Raw genomic sequence first — 18,321 nt, forward strand, 5'->3', positions numbered from 1 at the left:
CGGGGTCAGCGGCCCAGGCGCGCACGCACCAGGTCCGTGGCGGCCTTCAGCTCCGCGATCCGCAGCAGCCGTGCGAAGAGCACGAACAGCAGCGCACCCACCGCGCAGCCGGTGAGGGGGGCACCGATGTTGGTGACCAGGCCCGCGCCGAACCGCTCGGTGAAGAACCAGAGGATGCCCAAACCGGCGGCGACGCTCGGCACCGACGCCAGGTGCAGCCGCAACAATGTGCCGAAGACGCGCCGCCCGTCAACCCCGCCCAACCGGCGGCTGAGGATGGTGCCCGCGATGAGCAGGCCGGACACGAACGACAGCATGAACCCGGCGGCGACGCCCACCACCACCAGGTGCGGCGGCAGCAGGAAGTAGGACGCCCAGCCGATCGCGGCGTGCACCGACACGTTGGCGATACTGATCAGGGCCGGGGTACGGGTGTCACCCATGGCGTAGAAGACCCGCAGCATCAGCTGGAAGACCGTGAACGGGACCAGGCCCAGCGACATGACCGCGAGCACCACGCCGATGTTCTGCGCGTCGGCCACCGACGTGCTGCCGCGCGCGAACACCAGCACCGACAGCTGCACGGAGTACATCGCCATCGCCAGCGCCAGCGGGACCAGGACCATCGCCGAGACGCGCAGCGTGCGCGAGAACCCGGCGCGCACCTCGTCCCACCGCTCGTCGTCGGCGTGCGCGCTCATCTTCGGCAGCAGCACGGTGATGAGCGAGACCGCGATGATCGCGTACGGCAGCTGGAACAGCTGGTAGGCGTAGTTGTAGGCGGTGAGGCCCGCACCGGCGGCGTGCTCCGTGGCCTGGTTGGCGACGTTCGCCGCGTTGGCGATGTTGGCGGTGATGACGAAGCCCAGCTGCATCATCAGCGTGTAGACGAGCATCCATCCGGCGGTGCCCAGCGCCTCGCCCAGACCCGAACCGCGCAGGTCCAGGCGGGGATGCCAGCGGAATCCGGCCCGCCACAGCGACACCAGGAGCACGACCGCCTGCAGCACCATGCCCATGGCGGTTCCGGCGCCCAGCAGGATGAGCTGGCCTTGCGTGACGGTCTCCGGGGTGTGCCCGGGACCGGCGATGACCAGGAACAGCCCGCCGACCGCGATGATCACCAGGTTGTTCAGCACCGGGGCCCACACCGGGGCCCCGAACTTGTCGCGCGTGTTGAGCATGGCGCTGATCAGCCCGCTCAATCCGACGAAGAAGATCTGGGCGAGCAGGAACCGCGCCAGGTAGACCGAGACCTCCGTCTGCACGGGGGTGAACTTGCTCGCGTACAGCCGGATCAGCAGCTCGGCGGCGACGATCGCGACCGTGGTGACGACGGTCAGCAGCAGCACGGCCGTGGTGAACAGCCGGTTCTCCGTGGCCTCGCCCCCGTCGGCGTCGCGCTTGCGCCGCTTGACCAGGAACGGGATGATCACGCTCGCCATCAGACCGCCGATGAGCAGGTCGTTGATGATGAACGGGATGGTGTTGGCCGTGTTGTAGGCGTCGGCCAGCAGGTGGGTGCCGAGTGCGGCGGCGAGCACGATCGTGCGCAGGAAGCCCGTCACCCGCGACACCATCGTGCCGATGGCCATGACCATGCTGGAACGCATCGCGCCTCCGGAGGACCCCGATCCGCCGCCGGAGGCGGAAGAGGTCTCGTCACTGCCGTTCGCGGTGTCGGTTGCCACCGGCCTCGGCTCCTTTCGCGAGCTGCGGGCCGCCGCGCGCGGCGGCCCGGGTCGGGTGGTGGTGGGGAGAGTGAGCGCGACACGGGCGCGGCGGTCGGTCAGCGGGCGCCCGCGCACTCATGACTATGCGGACGACGTGTCGTCCGTGGGTTCACCGGTCGACGCGGTGCCCGGACCGGCGCCTTCACCGGGCCGATCCGCAGGACCGGACGAGCCCCTGCCATTGTGCTGCATGGCACCCGGTGCGTCGTCACCGTCGCCGTCGCGGCCGCCGTCGGCAGGGTCCGTGCCGGGCCCCCCGTCGTCACCGCTGCCACCGCCGTCCGGGCCGCCGGGTCCCCCACCCGCGCCCTGATCGCGCCCATCACCCTGGACGCGCTCGGCACGCTTGCGCGACCAGCGGCGCAGCGCCCGCGGCGCCAGCGCCACCACCAGGATCAGCGCGCCGACGCCGCTGATGAGCAGCGCCTGGGTCCCCAGACCGGTGGCGTTCACCGGCAGCGGCACCTCCTCGGAGATCGGCTCGCCGTCGGCGTTCTGCAGACTCAGGTTGAGCACCGTGCGGCCGTTGATCCGGGCGGACAGCGGGACATAGACCGTGGTCTTGCGACCGGGGCGGAGCGTCATCTCCTTCTGGTACTTGCCGACGCTCAGCCGCTCGCTGTTCTCCGAGTAGATCGACAGGTTGACCGTGACCGTCTCGTTCTCCAGGTCGTTGGCGACCAGGACACCGATCTTGCCGGTCTTGCTCGCGAGGGTGACCGTCTCACCGGGGATGATGTGTACGTCCTCGCGGCTGGCCGTGACCGCCCGCGCCACCAGCGCGCGGGCCTGGGCGGCGGCGGTCTTGTCATCCCGCCAGGCCGCGGACTCCAGCCGCAGCACCGCCGGGCGGAACGGGTCGACGTCGTCGGTCAGGATCGTGTTGAACAGCCGGATGTCCTTGCGGACCTCCTCGACCTGGTCCAGGTAGGTACCGGTGAGCTCGGACCGCGCGCCCTCATCGGGGTAGGTGAGCTCGCCGCGCTGCGCTTCGGCCTTGCCGTTGACCTCGACGTCCTCCAGCGCGACCGGGTCGAGCCAGGGCAGCTCCTCGCTCGCCTTGAGCACGTCGGACGCGAACTGCGCCCCCGGGTTCCAGTCGCGGGGCGGAGCGGCGACGACCGTCCGGTCCTCCCCGCCCTCGGCGGCGATCATCGCCGTCTCGGCGGCGAACCGCTGCGACGCCAGGGCGGCATCGCCGGGGGTGCCGCTGGGCTGGGCGAGCGCCCGGGTCAGGCCGGCGTCGGTGACGATGCCGGTCGCGTCGTCGTCGGAGTTCTCGACGGGGAGCACGGCCTGCGCCGTCGGGGTGGTGCCCGCCGTGCGCGCGGGGAGGGCGGTCTCGCTCAGCAGGAACGTCGTGGCGCCGTGCTCACCGAGGAAGTCGCGGGTCTCGGAGTTCATCAGCCCGCCCGCCGGCCAGGCCACCGACGCGTCGACGTCGGTGCCCAGGACGTTCTTGACCGACTCCCGGCCGAGCGTCACCGCCGCCTCGGCGTCGCCGCGCAGATCGTGGCGGAGGAGCGCGGAGATGTCGGCGTCGGCATACGGGGTGGCGACGACCGGTCGGCCGTCGAGACCCGTCCGGGCCTGCTCCAGCCACAGCACGGCGGCGGTGCTGGCCTCGCGGGACACGGTCGCGGGTGCGGCGGCCGCGTCGCCCGCGTTCGCGGGGGTCTGCCCGGGGTTCTCCAGCACGTGGAAGTCGCCGGCGCCCAACCGCTCGATGTCGTCCAGAGTGGCCGGATCGACCGCCCAGGTGATCGGGACCCCGTCGGTGCCCGCGGCGCTCTTCTCCCCGTCGTCCGCGCCCGTGTCGCCGTTCTCGGGCTTCTCCTCGGTCGTGTCCTTGGCGGTGGCCTCGGGACCGGGCGTGGGCGCGGGGCTGTCGCCGGGCGAGGCGGACGGGTCGGCCGACGGGTCCAGCGTGATGTCGGAACTCTGCGCACCGGCGACCAGGATCCGGCCCAACCGCCCGTTGCGCGTCAGGCTCTTGTCCAGGGCGTCACCGAGGAAGGTGTCGTCGTCGGCGCGCTGCGGGGTGCCCATGAGCGGCCAGAGCCAGGCGATGTCGACCTCGCCGGGTGCGGAGCCGCCCTCGTAGGGGAGAAAGGTGTAGCGGGTCTCCAGGGAGCGCCCGGACGCGTCCAGCAGGTCGACGGCCAGCGGGTAGACACCGAAGTCGCCCAGGCGCATGTCCTCGGCCTTGATCTTCAGCGAGTAGGTGGCCGACTCTCCGGGGCGCAGCGGCTCATCGAGCTCGGTCTTGGGTCCGGTGACCTGCGGCTGCGCACCGTCGCCGGAGGCATAGGAGCCGAGTTGGGAGCGGTCGCTGAAGGGGTAGCGGGAGTAGCGCAGGCGGACCGTGGCATCCGACAGGTCGTCGTCGGTGGTGTTGGTGACCTGGCCGGTGACGGTGACGGTGCTCTTCTCGCCGACCGCCTGCGGGGAGATCCGCTCGACGGTGAGGGCGTCGCCGCCCTCGGCGGAGTCGGACACGGGGCGGGTGGAGGGCACCGGTGCGGCGGCGCTCAGCTGAGCAGGAGCAGGAGCAGCCGCGGCCAGTGCCGGAACCAGAACGGCGGCCGTGGCCACGACCGCACCGAAATGAGCAAGTCGACGCACGCGAGAAGATTTCCGAGTCGGTTTGATATTGGCCGCGGGAGATCGCTGACGCAGGGGCCACCGTGGGCTCTCAGCACGCGACGGCCCCGGGGGGAGCGGGCCGAGCACGGTGGATCAACCCGACGATACCTCCTCGCCGGGATACCCCCGCAGCATTCGCTTGGCCGATTCGCACAAGGGGGTGAGGGCACCTACCCTCTGGTGGTGTGCCGAACACTGCGCTTCCTGGTGAAACCCCGCGTCCCGAGTCCCCTCGCGAAGGCGCGTCCGCGTCGACCGCTCCAGCGGAGCTGACGGACGAGCAGAGGGACGCGATCGGCAGGCTGTTCAGCTCGATCGACGGCATCGCCACGGAGCTCGGTGACCTTTTCACCGCCGCCGGCCACGAGCTGGCCCTGGTGGGCGGGCCGGTACGCGACGCCCTGCTCGGGCGCGAGGTGCACGACCTGGACCTGACCACCGACGCGGTGCCGCAGACCATCCTCAAGCTGATCGACGGATGGGCCGACGCCGTGTGGACGGTCGGCATCGACTTCGGCACGGTGGGGCTGCGCAAGAACGGCTACCAGCTGGAGATCACCACCTACCGCAGCGAGTCCTACCAGCCCAAGTCGCGCAAGCCCGAGGTCGACTATGGCGAGTCGCTGTACGAAGACCTCATCCGCCGCGACTTCACGGTCAACGCGATGGCGGTCCACCTGCCCGGACGCGAGTTCATCGACCCCTTCGGCGGCCTGGCCGACCTGAAGGAGCGCCGTCTGCGCACGCCCGCGCGCCCCGAGGACTCCTTCAGCGATGACCCGCTGCGCATCATGCGCGCGATCCGGTTCGCCGCCCAGCTCTCCTTCGAGCTCGCACCGGAGGTCAAGGCCGCGGCCACGGACATGGCCGACCGCCTCACGATCGTTTCGGCGGAGCGCATCCGTGACGAGCTCACCAAGCTGATGGTCAGCCCCGACCCGCGGGTGGGCATCGAGCACATGGTGGACCTGGAGATCGCGCGCTACGTGCTGCCGGAGATCCCCAAACTGCGCCTGGAGATCGACGAGCACCACCGGCACAAGGACGTCTACGAGCACTCGCTGACCGTGCTCGACCAGGCGATGGACCTGGAGAAGCAGCGGGGCATGCAGCCGGACCTGGTGCTGCGCCTGGCCGCCCTGCTGCACGACATCGGCAAGCCCAAGACCCGCGCTTTCGAGCCGGGCGGGCGGGTCAGCTTCCACCACCATGAGGTGGTGGGCGCGTCCATGAGCAAGAGCCGGCTGAGCGCGCTGCGCTTCCCCAAGGACGTCGTCGCCGACGTCAGCAAGCTCGTGGCGCTGCACCTGCGCTTCCACGGTTACGGCAAGGGCGAGTGGACCGACTCGGCGGTGCGCCGCTACGCCCGCGACGCCGGCCACCTGCTGGAGCGCCTGCACGTCCTGACGAGAGCCGACTGCACCACGCGCAACCGCCGCAAGGCCGCGGCCCTGGCGCGCTCCTACGACGACATCGAGCACCGTATCTCCCGCCTAGCCGAGGAGGAGGAGCTCAACAAGATCCGCCCCGACCTGGACGGCAACGAGATCCAGGAGATCCTCGGCATAGGCCCGGGCCCGCTGGTCGGCAAGGCCTACCGCTACATGCTGGAACTGCGCCTGGAGAACGGCCCCATGGACAAGGCGGACGCCGTGGCCGAACTGCGCAAGTGGGCGGAACAGCAGGAGGAGCTGTAGACAGGGGGTAGCGCGTCACCGCTTTCCCCTCATCCGCTTCCCCCTGTCCCCTCTCCCCGTTTCCTCTTCTTACCTTTCATCGATGGGCCGACCGACCGTCAGATCGACGGGTCGACGGGTCGACGGGTCGGCCCATCGCTGTGTCGGTAGGACACTTGGGCGATGTGTCGACAAACAGGCGGGGTGGAGGAGAGGGCGGTCCAGGTCCGCTGGGCGGCCTTCTTGCCGGCCGCCCGCGAGATATTCCGTGGGAAAAAGCAGCAGCGACGGCGGGAGGGGGCTGGGGGCGCCGGTCGTCGTGCGGGTGGGCGTCGGCTCAGGTCGGAGCACCGAGGTGGTGCGCCCTCCTGGCCGCCTTCACCCCCGCATCTCCGATGACCATGGGATTTAATCCGACGAAACGGACACCATCGGATTCCACCCCATGGTCATCTCAGGAAAGGCCCCCACGGCAGCCATTTCTCCCGAATCGCGGAATGCCCTTCACGCGAAGCGGAATTCCGGACTTCCGGGCGGTCCGGAGCCGCCCAACCACGTGCTCGCAACTACCCACAGGGCCCGAAATCCCTCGGAAAAGCGCTTCCCGCCCCTGCCTCCGTTGATCTCGGAGATATCGGGGTATCGTGGCCGGTTTTCACCCCGATATCTCCGAGATCAACGGAGGCAGGGGTCCCGACGGCTCGGTGCGGCCGCTGACCGCGAGGTGGCAGGGGCGCCCCACCCCCTCCCGCCGTCGCTGCTGCTTTTCCCCACGGAATATCTCGCGGGCGGCCGGCAAGAAGGCCGCCCAGCGGACCTGGCCCGCCCTCGGCCACCGTCAGTGGGGAGGTCAGGCAGAGTCCGGGTGCTCTGCGACGTAGGTGCCCCGCTGAGGGACCACGAAAAGGACGCCCTCATCCACCAGGACCCTGATGGCACGTCGAACGGTCGGGCGGGACAGTCCGAACTCGTCGACCAGTCGAGCCTCGGACGCGATCGGCCGGTTCGGCTTCCAGTCCCCGCGCCGGATCCGAGCCTTCAGGATGCCCGCAAGCTGCTTGTACGGCGGTGTCGGGGCGTCGGGCTCGATGTCGTCGTCAGGTCCAAACTCCATGTTCACGACGCTAGACGTGCTCTATCTAGCTATTCATTTCGCTCACGTCTGTTTACGTAAAGACACGTAAAAGGTAGGCTCGATCCCTACAACCTCAAAAGACCCCGGCGAGTCGGCCAGGACTCCCGGGGCGTGGCCTCAGTCTCAGGAGGACTGATGACGAAAGCGATTCTGCCATCCGCCACGCGTCGGCGGCGTCCGCGTGCCGCTGGCCGGACGCGGCCCTACACGCCTCTGCTCCACCCTTCCCCGCCCATCACTCGCCCGGCCCGCTCTGTGCGGTCGGTGCGTCCCTATGCGGTTCGTGCCTTCAACCGGCAGCGCATGGGGGTGGAGCCCATTACGGCGCACTGCGCAGACGGACGCCTTCTGGTGGGAGCGGGGGTGGAACGATGATGCGCGACCAGGGGGCGGACGACCCGATGCTGTGGATTCTGCGGCGGCACTATGCCGCCGACTGGTCGATCCGCCGTACCGCCCACCTGTGGATCGCCGTAGCCACCGATCCGGAGACCGACCGTGCGCCCACGGTCATGCACGATGACGTCGAGAAGTTCGTGCGCGAACTGGAGGACCCGCCCGCTCGTGTGGGGCGCCGTGTCTCGCTGCTGTCCACGTCCTGGTCGGCCGAGCGGTTGGACCGCCTCGGGGACGGCGCCTACCGGGAGGACAGGCCGCCGATCACCTGAGAGGGAAGCTTGAAGGGAAAAGGGCAGGTCAGGACGTGTCGGTGTAGCGATGTGTCGACACGGTGACCTGTCGATCGGCCCCGGGCCGTGCGGAGAGACGGCGGTTGACCCTCACGCGACGTGAGGACGTAGCTTCGCGGTCATCGGAAGGAGGAACCCGTGAGTCACCCGGTAGGTGAGGTCGCGCGGATCGTGAAGGTGACCGTGCGGACGCTGCACCACTACGACGAGATCGGCCTGCTGTCGCCCGGCGCGCGCTCCGCCGCAGGGTACCGGCTGTACGACGACGCCGACCTCGACCGGCTGCACCGCATCCTCGGCTACCGGGAACTCGGGTTCTCCCTGGAGGACATCGCGGCGCTCCTCGACGCGCCCGGCACCGACACCTATGACCACCTGCGCCGCCAGCGGCGGCTGCTGGTGGAGCGTCGGCACCGGCTCGACGGGATGGTCGCCGCGCTCGACAAGGAGATGGAGGCCTACGACATGGGGATCTCACTCACGCCGGAGGAGCGGCTGGAGCTGTTCGGCGACGCCTTCGACGCCGAGGGGTACGCACAGGAGGCCCGGGAGCGCTGGGGTGACAGCGAGCAGTGGGCGCAGTCGGCGCGGCGGACGGCCGCGTACACGAAGGAGGACTGGCAGCGCATCGGTGAGGAGGGTGCCGCCGCTGAGCAGCGGCTGGTCGACGCGTTCACCTCGGGTGTGGCGGCCGACTCGGAGACGGCCATGGACGCCGTCGAGGAACACCGGAGGCAGGTCGACCGCTGGTTCTACGACTGTCCGCATGAGTTCCACGTGAAACTGACGCGCATGTACGCGGAGGACCCCCGGTTCACCGACTACTACGAGGGCAAGGCCGAAGGACTCGTCGGCTTCGTTCGTGCGGCGGCCGAGGCCAACGCTCGGCGTAACGGCTACGCGGAGGACTGACCTCGCCGTCTCCCCCTGGCTCCGAGCGGGGGATGCGTTAGGTTACTTTCTGTGGTGTTCCGGTCCCGATTCGAACGGGACCGGAACCTTTTGTCGATTTGTCGACATATCGATCTGGTCACTCTGTAGAGCTATCTGCTCGCGTACCGGGGCAAGCCCCTGACGCAAGGACAGGCGTGAAACACCTTCTCCCGAAATCCAGCAGACCAGTCCGCACAGGGACGGACAGCGCATCCGGCTCAGCTGCGAATCCGGTGGCGCGCTTCGGCTGGACGGCGGTCCACTAGTAGCGCCGCAGCGGCTAACATGCCGACGCCGATAACGTGTCCGGCAGAGTTCATGATGACATCGGCGGTCTCGCTCACGCGTCCAGCGGCCATATACCACTGGCCGAACTCGATGATAACCGATAGCGCTGGGCCCACGCACACGCGCGCCCACCAAGAGAAGAAAGACGCAAATGCGATAATTCCAATGGGTATGAAGATAAGCGCGTTGAGAACCTTCTCCGCAACTACAAGCCCTTCTGTTGCGTCGTTTCCGCCCAAGTACTCCTCGGGTGGGTAGGAAGATTCCAGTTCGGCGCGCATCTGAGGGTCGAGATCATGGCCTTCCGAATCGAACCAGACAGATGTACCGTTGGTCAAGGGATAACGATAGTAGGCGGCATCGTCAGAACTGGCTTGTTCTCGGGCGCGTTCTACTTCCTCTTCAGACAGCTCCTGCTCTCCGTAGTAGATGTAAGTGTCGTCGCTGCCCACTAAAGGAATATATGACCCCTCGACTATTTCGTCATCCTCTTTGAAGGAGACCAGAGGATCCCAAATCACCTCCCGGTCGGTTTGGCCGATCTCAGATATGTCGGAGAGTGGGGGGATGAGGATCAGCATGTACCCCACGCAAGCGACACCAAGCAGAACTCTAGCCCCTCGGCAGAATTCCTTGGGCGAACCGCGGCGCAGAAGCGCAATGACCACTGCTGCCGCGGTAAGGGCTACTATTGAAATGCCTACGGTCACGGGGGTTGTGTATAACACCACTTGCCACATCAAGAACCCCATTCGACTAAAGGGCCGACCAGGCGGGGCAGGTCGGCCCGGGCAGAAGTCAACCGCTAGAAATCGGCTGCGCTGATCTGTAAACTACTTGCAGGGGACAATCTTGGTCTTGAATGTGTCGCTGCCGACCCTCATCAACCCTTGCACGCTTCCGGATCCGGGGCCTTTGGATGAGATCTTGAATGTCCCACCACCTCGACCCCCTGCGGAGATACGCTGGGAGTTCGACCATTGGTTCTTATTGTACTGGCGAGCTCCGAATTTCGCGCTGATGGTTGATCCGCTGTGCTTGAAGTAGTCTACCGATGCCCATTGGCACTTAAGTGTATCGATGCGAAGCGTTCCGTTCGTAAGAAACGCTTCGTATCTTGCCTTGGAGCCGAGGTTATTCTTGCGTTGTTGCCGAACGAATTCCTCGACACTTTCTACGTCCTTGTCCTTGCCTACCTCAAGGATCTCGTGCTCATTGGTAATGATGATCTCTTGCTCGTAGACGGTCTTCGGGGACTCCTGTGCGATTGCTGGAACTGTGGATGAGATGGGCAGGGCCATGCTGACTGCGGCGACGATCAAGGCTTTCTTGAAGCGCGAATTGACCGAGAATTTTCTGTTCATTAAATATTTTCCTTCGGGGGTTTTCATGTGGAGTTATTCTTGTTTTCTGTAAATTCCTTGGCAACCTCGGGCGTCGAAGCTTCCGGTCGGCATCTCTCCACGGCCAACTCCGATCCAGGGTGGTGAATAACTGGGGGTTACACGTTGCGTGCCCTCTGTTGCCATGAAGGATCATCCCACGACCCCAGTGGGGAATGTTACGTTTGGCCACTTTTGGTCACTTGTGTCCCTGGTGTGCCGGTTGCGTAGTCAGAGGCTCGGGTTCATGAGCAGCTGATATCTGGCTGCGACAGTGATGTCGCTCGGGAAGTTTCGGCAGGGGGCCCGACGCTTGGGGCGCGCAAGGTGATCGCAGATGGTAATAGGGCATGTACACACGCCTTGGATCAGGCAGTACTTTGTGTGCGTCTTCCCGGTTCTCAGTGAACGGGCAGCGATCGAAGGTCCGAAGGTGACGGCTCTGCCTTCTGTGCGCGGGCACGCAGTGCCCAACCTGCGGACATCGCTGCGAAGGCCAGGGCCATCGCGACCACGACCGTGTGGCTGACGCCCGATGGCGGGACCGTCAGGGCGGCGACGCCCGCCGCTAGGGCGAAGGTGGCGTTGAAGAGCATGTCGTAGACGGAGAAGACGCGGCCCCGGTAGGCGTCGTCGACATGTCGCTGGACCAGCGTGTCGACAGAGACCTTTACCGCTTGGGACGCCACACCCAGTGCGAATCCGGCCGCCGGAAAGAGGGCGGCGGAGAACGGCAGGCCGAAGGCCAGCAGCGCGGCGCAGGCCAGGGCGAGCATCAGGGCGATCCACGCGTCGGTCGACATGCGCGCGGTGGCCCATGGGGTGAGGATCGCGCCGAGGAAGAAGCCGATGCCCGACAGGGCCAGCGCCACCGAGAAGCCCGCGAGCCCGGCGACGCCGCCCTCGGTGAAGGTGTTGTTGTACAGCAGCAGCGTCATCAGCGACGCGATGCCGAAAAGGAATCGGTGGCCGCCGATCGTCAGTAGTGCGTAGCGGGCCGGGTGGCGCACCCAGATGTGCCGGGTGCCGTCGGCCAGCCCGGACACGACGTTGCGCAGGGCGTCGCGCACCTCCGGCGGCTCGGAGTCCAGATCGGGGCCGAGTTCGTCGCGCCGCAGGGTGAGGGAGGCCAGTCCGGCGGCCGCGAACGCCATCCCCGCGCCGAGCAGGATGAGCGCCGTGCCCAGCGATCCGTCGCCGCCGAGCAGCCGCAGCCCCGTCCCGGCCCCCGCGCCGACGAATGCGGCGAAGGTCCCGCAGGTCGGCGTCACGGCGTTGGCCATCATCAGCTGGTCGCGCGGGATGACGTAGGGCAGGCCGGCCGACAGCCCGGACAGGAAGAACCGGTTGATGCTGAGCAGCACCAGCGCGGCCGCGAAGAACAGCGCCCCGTCCGACCCGGCCGCGACGAGGGCCGCGGTGAGCGCGGCCAGTACCGCCTTGATGAGCGAGGAGACCAGAAGGACTTGTCGACGTGACCATCTGTCGATGAAGACACCCGCGAACGGCCCGACGATGGAGAAGGGCAGGAGGAGAACCGCGAACGCGATCGCGACCTCGCCCGCCGTGGTGTGCTGCTCGGGGTTGAAGAAGACGTAGCCGGCCAGTCCCGCCTGGTAGACCCCGTCGCCGAACTGCGAGACCAGCCGGGTGCCGAACAGCCTGCGGAAGCGGGGTCCCCGGATGACCACACGCAGATCGCCGAAGAAGCTCACCGGCCAAGGGTATGGGGCGGGAGGAACCGGACCGCGTGAGGCGTGGGGTCGTGGGGTCGGGCCGGTGCCCCACCACTGCGGACACGAGCCGGGGCCGGAAGGTGGCACACCTTCCGGCCCCGGCTCGCTGATGCGTTGACTCCGCTGTCGCGGGTGGGCTGCTAGCGCTCGATCTCGCCCGCGATGAACTGCTCGACGCGGTCGTGGGCCTCGCTGTCGCTGTACTGCTCCGGCGGGGACTTCATGAAGTAGGAGGAGGCGGAGAGGATCGGGCCGCCGATGCCGCGGTCCTTGGCGATCTTGGCCGCCCGCACCGCGTCGATGATGACGCCGGCCGAGTTGGGCGAGTCCCAGACCTCCAGCTTGTACTCCAGGTTCAGCGGCACGTCACCGAACGCGCGGCCCTCCAGGCGCACGTAGGCCATCTTGCGGTCGTCGAGCCACGGCACGTGGTCCGACGGGCCGATGTGCACCGACCCCGCCTTGAGCTCGTGCGGGATCTGCGAGGTGACCGACTGCGTCTTGGAGATCTTCTTCGACGTGAGCCGCTTGCGCTCCAGCATGTTCAGGAAGTCCATGTTCCCGCCGAAGTTCAGCTGGTACGTGCGGTCCACGACCACGCCGCGGTCCTCGAACAGCTTCGACAGCACGCGGTGCGTGATGGTCGCCCCGACCTGGGACTTGATGTCGTCGCCGACGATCGGAACGCCCGCGTCGGTGAACTTCCGCGCCCACTGTGGGTCGGAGGCGACGAACACCGGCAGCGCGTTGACGAAGGCCACGCCCGCGTCGATGGCGCACTGGGCGTAGAACTTGTCGGCCTCCTCCGAGCCCACCGGCAGGTAGGAGACGAGCACGTCGGCCTTGGCGGCCTTCAGCGCCGCGACCACGTCCACCGCGTCCGCGCTGGACTCCTCGATGGTGTCGCGGTAGTACTCGCCCAGGCCGTCGTAGGTCGGGCCGCGCTGCACCGTGACGCCGGTCGGCGGCACGTCGCAGATCTTGATGGTGTTGTTCTCGCTGGCGGTGATGGCGTCCGCCAGGTCGTGGCCGACCTTCTTGGCGTCGACGTCGAACGCGGCGACGAATTCGATGTCGCGTACGTGGTAGTCACCGAACTGGACGTGCATGAGTCCGGGGACCCGGCTGTCGCGGTCGGCGTCCTTGTAGTACTCGACACCCTGGACGAGCGACGCCGCACAGTTGCCGACGCCCACGATGGCTACTCGTACCGAACCCATTGGTCCTAGCTCCTTCTGATCCGCTCTGTTGTGGACTGCGCCGCCGGTGACCGATCACCGCCGTGCCGATGGCGGTGGCGCCGACACCGGCACACGCTGTCTCGTGTGCCCGTGTCACATGCGATCTTTCGCGCACCACCGCCGGTTCATTGGTCGAGGTCGATGGGGGGTGGTGGGGCACCCGGGCGGGGAGCGACGGGCTCGCCGGTGCCCGGGAGGTCGGTGTGCCGACCGGTCTCGCCGACCGGCCCGGCTTCAAGGCGGGTGCGCTCCTTGCGGATGAGGCCGTCGAGCCAGGCGACCTCCCGCTCCAACGCCTCGGCCCGGTACCTGTTCAGCTCGAAGACGTAGGAGTCGGCCCCCCGCGCGCTCTGCTCCATCCGTTCCCGCAGGCAGTCGAGCCGTTCCAGGAGCCGGTTGCGCCGACCCGCGAGGATGCGCAGCCGCACCTCGGCCCGGGTCCGGCCGAACAGGGTGAAGTGCACGCCGAAGCACTCGTCGTCGTCGGTCGCCGGTCCGCACTCGGCGAGCAGCCGCAGCAGGTGCTCGCGCCCGGCGGGGGTGAGCCGGTAGACGATGCGGGATCGGCGGCCCCGGGCGGGGGCGGCGTCGTCCGTGTCCGACGTCACCAGCCCGGACCGCAGCATCCCCTTCAGACAGGGGTAGAGAGAGCCATACGAGAAGGCGCGGAACGCCCCCAACTCGCAATTGAGGCGTTTACGCAGTTCGTAGCCGTGCATGGGAGCCTCGGCGAGGTGGCCGAGGACGGCGAGTTCGAGGACGCGCGCCCTGCACCCGCTCACGGGCTCACCCCTCTCCCACTGTCCCTGTGTCGACCGCTTCTCTTTGCCACAGCCGTCTGACCGCCGGATCTGTTCCCGCGCGGTCGACCTCTGTATAGAAGATGGCGAGTCAGGCGTTTTGTCGGCAATGCTGCATTCTGACTATATCGCGTCGATATATATCGCTGGGGTGTTGTGTATCTAACACCCGGTCAACGACCTACAAGGGCGCATTGCCTGCGGTGACGCCCCCCTCGCCCATCCGTCGCGGTCCGGATTCGAGAAACGGGCCGCGAACCCGTGGCCGGATGCGGTACAGAGGCCATACCCTGACTCCGACGCGAGCGAGATTCGAACGTGATCGATGAAGCGGCCGCACGGGCGACCCCCGGCCGCCGGGCCGGCGGGCAGCAGAACACCGCCGCTCCCCGACACATCCTTCGGCCCGATGCCGAAGCGCCCGCCCCCATCCCCCGCATCCCCCCGCCGAAGGGGACGTATGCCCGCGGGAGACGCACGCCCCCCTCTCCCGGTCCACCTGTACAGGCCGACCGGCCGCAAGAGCCGCAAGCGAGGACGCGTGAGTACGGATAAACGACGGAGCGCCGACAGGCGCCGCCGGGCCAGCCGCGACGGGAGCGACGGCCGCGGCGGGGTCAAGCGATTCCTGTCCAGGGCCGCCAAGACGCTGCTGGTGACCGGTGCCCTCGGCTTCGTGGCGGGCGTCGCGGGACTCGCGATCGCCTACGCCTACACACCCGACCTCGACGATCTCGACCCGCAGGGCGACGCGGCGTTCGCGGCCACCAGCATCACCTACGCCGACGGCTCCGAGGCCGCCACGACCGGTGAGGTCAACCGCTTCCGAGTGAGCCGCGACGAGATCCCCGACACCGTCGTCAACGGCGTGCTCGGCGCCGAGCAGCGCGACTTCTACGAGCAGCCCGGCATCTCCATCAGCGGCACCATGCGCGCCGTCCTGTCCGGCGGGCAGGCCGGCGGCGGGTCGGGCATCACCCAGCAGATGGCCCGCAACTACTACGACGGGCTCTCCCAGGAACGCTCCTACGTGCGCAAGGTCAAGGAGATCCTGATCTCGCTGAAGGTGAGTCGGCAGATGTCCGCCGACGACATCCTCACCCAGTACCTCAACACCATCTACTTCGGCCGGAACGCCTACGGCGTGCAGGCCGCGGCCCAGGCCTACTTCGGTAAGAACGTCGAGGACCTCGACGCCGCCGAGGGCGCGTTCATCGGCGCGCTCATCCAGCAGCCCGGCAACTTCTCCAACCCGCCCGCCGGATCGGAGATGGAGAAGATCCTCCGCGAGCGCTGGGGCTACGCCGTCAAGGGCGAGGTCGAGATGCACAAGGAGCACCCCGACCGCGGGCTGTCGCAGTCGGAAGCCGACGCGCTGGAGTTCCCCGAGACCGTGCCCTGGGACGAGACCGGGCAGGCCGGAAACGCCGACCCGGAGAAGGGCTACATCCGCACCGCGGTCGTCAAGGAGCTCAAGGAGCGCTACGACCTGACCGACCAGCAGATCGCGACCAAGGGCTACGAGGTCACCACCTCGCTCGACAAGGACCTGATGAAGGCCGCCGATTCGGCCTTCGACGAGACCCTGCCCGACATGCCCGAAACCACCAACATGGGGCTGGCCGCCGTCGAGCCGGAGAGTGGCGAGATCAAGGCGTTCCACGGTGGCGACGACCCCGCGAACGACCCCGACAACTCGCTCTACCAGCGGGCCCAGGCCGGATCGGCGTTCAAGCCCTACGTGCTCGCCACCGCCCTGGACCAGGGAATCGGCCTGAAGAGCACCTTCGACGGCAACTCGCCGCAGAACTTCCCCGGGCTCACCGCGCCCGTCCGCAACGACAGCAACCGCTCGTGGGGCACCGTCGACCTGGTGAAGGCCACGGCCAAGTCGGTCAACACCGCCTACGTGCAGCTGGCCATCGACACGACCCCGCAGGCCGTCGTCGACACCGCCGAGGCGTCCGGCATCGCCAAGGAGCAGTTCGAAACCGCCGACCTGGGTCCGAACATCGCCCTGGGCACCTACCAGGTGACCGCGCTCGACCAGGCCGCCGGGTACGCGACCTTCGCCAACGGCGGCGTGCACATCCCGCAGCACATGGTCACCGAGGTCAAGGACCCCGCCACCGGGCAGCGACTGCACCCCGACGACCAGGGGCGGTTGGACAGCGGCAAGCGCGCGTTCTCCGAAGCCGCGGCCGCGGACGCCACCTACGCCATGACCCAGGTGGTGGAGAACGGCGGCGGCGACAAGGCCGCACTGCCCGACGGCCGCCCCGTGGCGGGCAAGACCGGTACCTCCAACGACGCGAAGTCGGCCTGGTTCGTCGGCTACACCCCGCAGCTGTCGGTCGCGGTCGGCCTGAGCCGCACCGACGGCCAGCGGCTGGTCATCCCCGGCGTCTCCGACGTCTACGGCGGCACCACCTCCGCCCGGATCTGGCGCAACTTCATGGCCAAGGCGATGGAGGGCCAGCCGGTGAAGGACTTCCCCGCGCCCGCGTGGACCGGGAGTACGAGGAACGATGCGCCCGTGACCTCGCCCTCGCCGGAACCGGAGTCGAGCCCGAGCGACAAGCCGGAGCCGACGCCGACCCCGTCGACCGAGCCCGACCCCACCCCGGACCCCGACCTGGACCCGACCCCGGACCCCGAGCCGACCTGCCTTCCGTTCGACCCGCGCTGCCACACCGGCGGCGGGGGCGGCGGATCGGGAGGCGGTGACACCGGCGGCGGAGGGTCGGGCGGATCCGGCGATGGCGGCTCCGGTGGCGGCGGCTCCGGCGGATCCGGTGGTGAGGGCGGCGGCAACGGCGGTGGCGGCGGCCTCCTGGACGGCCTGGCGATACGCTGAGGGGTTCGAAAGGAGCCCTGATCACCATGAAGTCCAACCCGTTCGGCGGCTACGCCGGGGCACTCACCGCCGGAATCGTCGGGGGGATGGTGATCGGGGTCGCCATGGACAACATCCCCGTCGGCGTCGCGATCGGTGCGGGCGTCGGCGGCGTCCTGATCGCCGTTTTCTCCGAAGGCGGCAAGAATCGCGAGGACGGCGGTGGCGGTGTCGACGGGACGGGTGGCCCCGGGGGCAGCCGTCCCGACTAGTCGACATGCCGTGAAGCCGACTCGTCGAGGTCTCGCGTCGTCGACGAGTTGACTCTGCCCCTGGGGAAGCACCCACAGTCGTCACCATGATGAGCATCGGAGAGTTCACCCGGCTGACCACCCTCAGCGCCAAGGCACTGCGCCTCTACGACGAGCGCGGCCTGCTGCGCCCCGCGTCCGTGGACGCCTGGTCGGGGTACCGCCGCTACACCGCGGCCCAGCTCCCCGCGGCCCTCCGGCTCAGGGCGCTGCGCGACGCCGGGATTCCGCTGGCCCATGCGGACCACGTCCTCGGCGACGCGGAGACGGCGCGGGAGGCGCTGGCCGGGCACCGCGCCCGGCTCGCCGCGGAACGCGCACGCCAGGACGCCGCCCTGGCCCTTCTGGAGGACATGGTCCGCGGCGAGGGGCACTCGTCGCGCGATGTCGAGGTGCGCCGGGCACCGGCCCAGCCCTGGGCGGGCGTCGTGCTGGAGCTTCCCGACGAGGACGACGGTGTCGGCCGAGACGCGGGCGGAGGCGGAGGCGAGGACGCCGAGATCGCGTGGTGCAACGACGCCTTCGCCGCGCTGTGGACGGGCCTGGCGGATGAGGGCATCGCGCCCACGGGCGCCTACTGGACGTCGTACCGCGTGGTTCCGGGCACCGATCGCGTCGAGATGCTGTGCTGCTGGCCGCTGGCCCGTCCGCTTCCTGAAGGATGGTCGCCGCCGGGCCGGACCGTGGCCGCGGGCGTGCTCGCGGAGCGGAGCGAGTATGTCGCCCGCTGGCGGCCGGATGCCGCGGCCCCCGAGATCCAAGGTGCCGTGCACCCGGCCGTGCTCGCACTTGTCATGGCGGCGGAGCAGCGCGGAGAAGAGCTCGACTGGTCACGCCTGCGGCAACTCGGCCTGCTCGATGAACACGGTCGGCCGATCGGGACGGAGATCGCGGTACCCACTGCCTGATCGTCCC

14 protein-coding genes are annotated in these 18,321 nt (G+C 68.4%); 6 read left to right on the plus strand and 8 right to left on the minus strand.

The window, feature by feature from the left end; genetic code table 11:
- Positions 1–5 precede the first annotated feature (5 nt).
- Positions 6–1,691: a murein biosynthesis integral membrane protein MurJ gene (gene murJ, locus HNR23_RS22480; protein ID WP_184078479.1), complete on the minus strand. Its 1,686-nt coding sequence runs from the start codon at positions 1,689–1,691 to the stop codon at positions 6–8.
- Between the two features lie 123 nt (positions 1,692–1,814).
- On the minus strand, positions 1,815–4,358 hold the full coding sequence (locus HNR23_RS22485) for a DUF6049 family protein (protein WP_184078481.1): 2,544 nt from the start codon (positions 4,356–4,358) through the stop codon (positions 1,815–1,817).
- A gap of 206 nt (positions 4,359–4,564) precedes the next feature.
- On the opposite strand from HNR23_RS22485, the gene HNR23_RS22490 reads away from it, so the two are divergent.
- A complete protein-coding gene (locus HNR23_RS22490; RefSeq protein ID WP_184078483.1) occupies positions 4,565–6,076 on the plus strand; it encodes a CCA tRNA nucleotidyltransferase in 1,512 nt (503 codons plus the stop codon).
- Positions 6,077–6,905: 829 nt separating this feature from the next.
- Here the strand turns inward: HNR23_RS22490 and HNR23_RS22495 are convergent.
- Positions 6,906–7,169, minus strand: coding sequence for a GntR family transcriptional regulator (locus tag HNR23_RS22495; protein WP_184078485.1), 264 nt, complete (start codon positions 7,167–7,169; stop codon positions 6,906–6,908).
- A gap of 392 nt (positions 7,170–7,561) precedes the next feature.
- Between HNR23_RS22495 and HNR23_RS22500 the strand changes: the two genes are divergently transcribed.
- Both HNR23_RS22500 and HNR23_RS22505 read left to right on the plus strand, forming a co-directional pair.
- The gene (locus tag HNR23_RS22500; RefSeq protein WP_246421831.1) at positions 7,562–7,858 is read left to right on the plus strand and encodes a hypothetical protein; all 297 of its coding nucleotides are present in this window, start codon (positions 7,562–7,564) and stop codon (positions 7,856–7,858) included.
- Between the two features lie 159 nt (positions 7,859–8,017).
- Positions 8,018–8,791, plus strand: coding sequence for a TipAS antibiotic-recognition domain-containing protein (locus HNR23_RS22505; RefSeq protein ID WP_184078487.1), 774 nt, complete (start codon positions 8,018–8,020; stop codon positions 8,789–8,791).
- 239 nt (positions 8,792–9,030) lie between these two features.
- Here the strand turns inward: HNR23_RS22505 and HNR23_RS22510 are convergent, their stop codons facing one another.
- The 5 genes from HNR23_RS22510 to HNR23_RS22530 form a co-directional block, all read right to left on the minus strand.
- Complete coding sequence (locus HNR23_RS22510; protein WP_184078489.1) at positions 9,031–9,681, minus strand: VanZ family protein; 651 nt, start codon at positions 9,679–9,681, stop codon at positions 9,031–9,033.
- 252 nt (positions 9,682–9,933) lie between these two features.
- On the minus strand, positions 9,934–10,491 hold the full coding sequence (locus tag HNR23_RS22515; protein WP_246421832.1) for a hypothetical protein: 558 nt from the start codon (positions 10,489–10,491) through the stop codon (positions 9,934–9,936).
- 392 nt (positions 10,492–10,883) lie between these two features.
- Positions 10,884–12,197 (minus strand): MFS transporter, encoded by a 1,314-nt coding sequence (locus HNR23_RS22520; RefSeq protein ID WP_184078491.1) that lies wholly within the window; start codon positions 12,195–12,197, stop codon positions 10,884–10,886.
- 161 nt (positions 12,198–12,358) lie between these two features.
- The gene (locus tag HNR23_RS22525) at positions 12,359–13,438 is read right to left on the minus strand and encodes an inositol-3-phosphate synthase (RefSeq protein WP_184078492.1); all 1,080 of its coding nucleotides are present in this window, start codon (positions 13,436–13,438) and stop codon (positions 12,359–12,361) included.
- Between the two features lie 146 nt (positions 13,439–13,584).
- Positions 13,585–14,241, minus strand: coding sequence for a helix-turn-helix transcriptional regulator (locus tag HNR23_RS22530; RefSeq protein WP_184078494.1), 657 nt, complete (start codon positions 14,239–14,241; stop codon positions 13,585–13,587).
- Positions 14,242–14,800: 559 nt separating this feature from the next.
- On the opposite strand from HNR23_RS22530, the gene HNR23_RS22535 reads away from it, so the two are divergent.
- The 3 genes from HNR23_RS22535 to HNR23_RS22545 all read left to right on the plus strand — a co-directional run bounded on the left by HNR23_RS22535 (position 14,801) and on the right by HNR23_RS22545 (position 18,314).
- Positions 14,801–17,116, plus strand: coding sequence for a transglycosylase domain-containing protein (locus tag HNR23_RS22535; protein WP_343070667.1), 2,316 nt, complete (start codon positions 14,801–14,803; stop codon positions 17,114–17,116).
- Between the two features lie 26 nt (positions 17,117–17,142).
- A complete protein-coding gene (locus HNR23_RS22540; RefSeq protein WP_184078498.1) occupies positions 17,143–17,367 on the plus strand; it encodes a hypothetical protein in 225 nt (74 codons plus the stop codon).
- Between the two features lie 86 nt (positions 17,368–17,453).
- Entirely contained in the window at positions 17,454–18,314 is an 861-nt protein-coding gene (locus tag HNR23_RS22545) for a MerR family transcriptional regulator (protein ID WP_221308219.1), read from the plus strand.
- The last annotated feature ends 7 nt before the right edge of the window (positions 18,315–18,321 follow it).

Origin of the sequence: Nocardiopsis mwathae, assembly GCF_014201195.1 — a bacterium.
GTDB classification, from domain to species: domain Bacteria; phylum Actinomycetota; class Actinomycetes; order Streptosporangiales; family Streptosporangiaceae; genus Nocardiopsis_C; species Nocardiopsis_C mwathae.

What these genes read in the sequence shown, in the direction of transcription:
- HNR23_RS22495 (WP_184078485.1), bottom strand. Translation starts at nt 7,169, where the DNA reads ATGGAGTTTGGACCTGACGACGACATCGAGCCCGACGCCCCGACACCG.
- HNR23_RS22500 (WP_246421831.1), top strand. Translation starts at nt 7,562, where the DNA reads ATGATGCGCGACCAGGGGGCGGACGACCCGATGCTGTGGATTCTGCGG.
- HNR23_RS22510 (WP_184078489.1), bottom strand. Translation starts at nt 9,681, where the DNA reads ATGCTGATCCTCATCCCCCCACTCTCCGACATATCTGAGATCGGCCAA.
- HNR23_RS22515 (WP_246421832.1), bottom strand. Translation starts at nt 10,491, where the DNA reads ATGAAAACCCCCGAAGGAAAATATTTAATGAACAGAAAATTCTCGGTC.
- HNR23_RS22525 (WP_184078492.1), bottom strand. Translation starts at nt 13,438, where the DNA reads ATGGGTTCGGTACGAGTAGCCATCGTGGGCGTCGGCAACTGTGCGGCG.
- HNR23_RS22540 (WP_184078498.1), top strand. Translation starts at nt 17,143, where the DNA reads ATGAAGTCCAACCCGTTCGGCGGCTACGCCGGGGCACTCACCGCCGGA.
- HNR23_RS22545 (WP_221308219.1), top strand. Translation starts at nt 17,454, where the DNA reads ATGATGAGCATCGGAGAGTTCACCCGGCTGACCACCCTCAGCGCCAAG.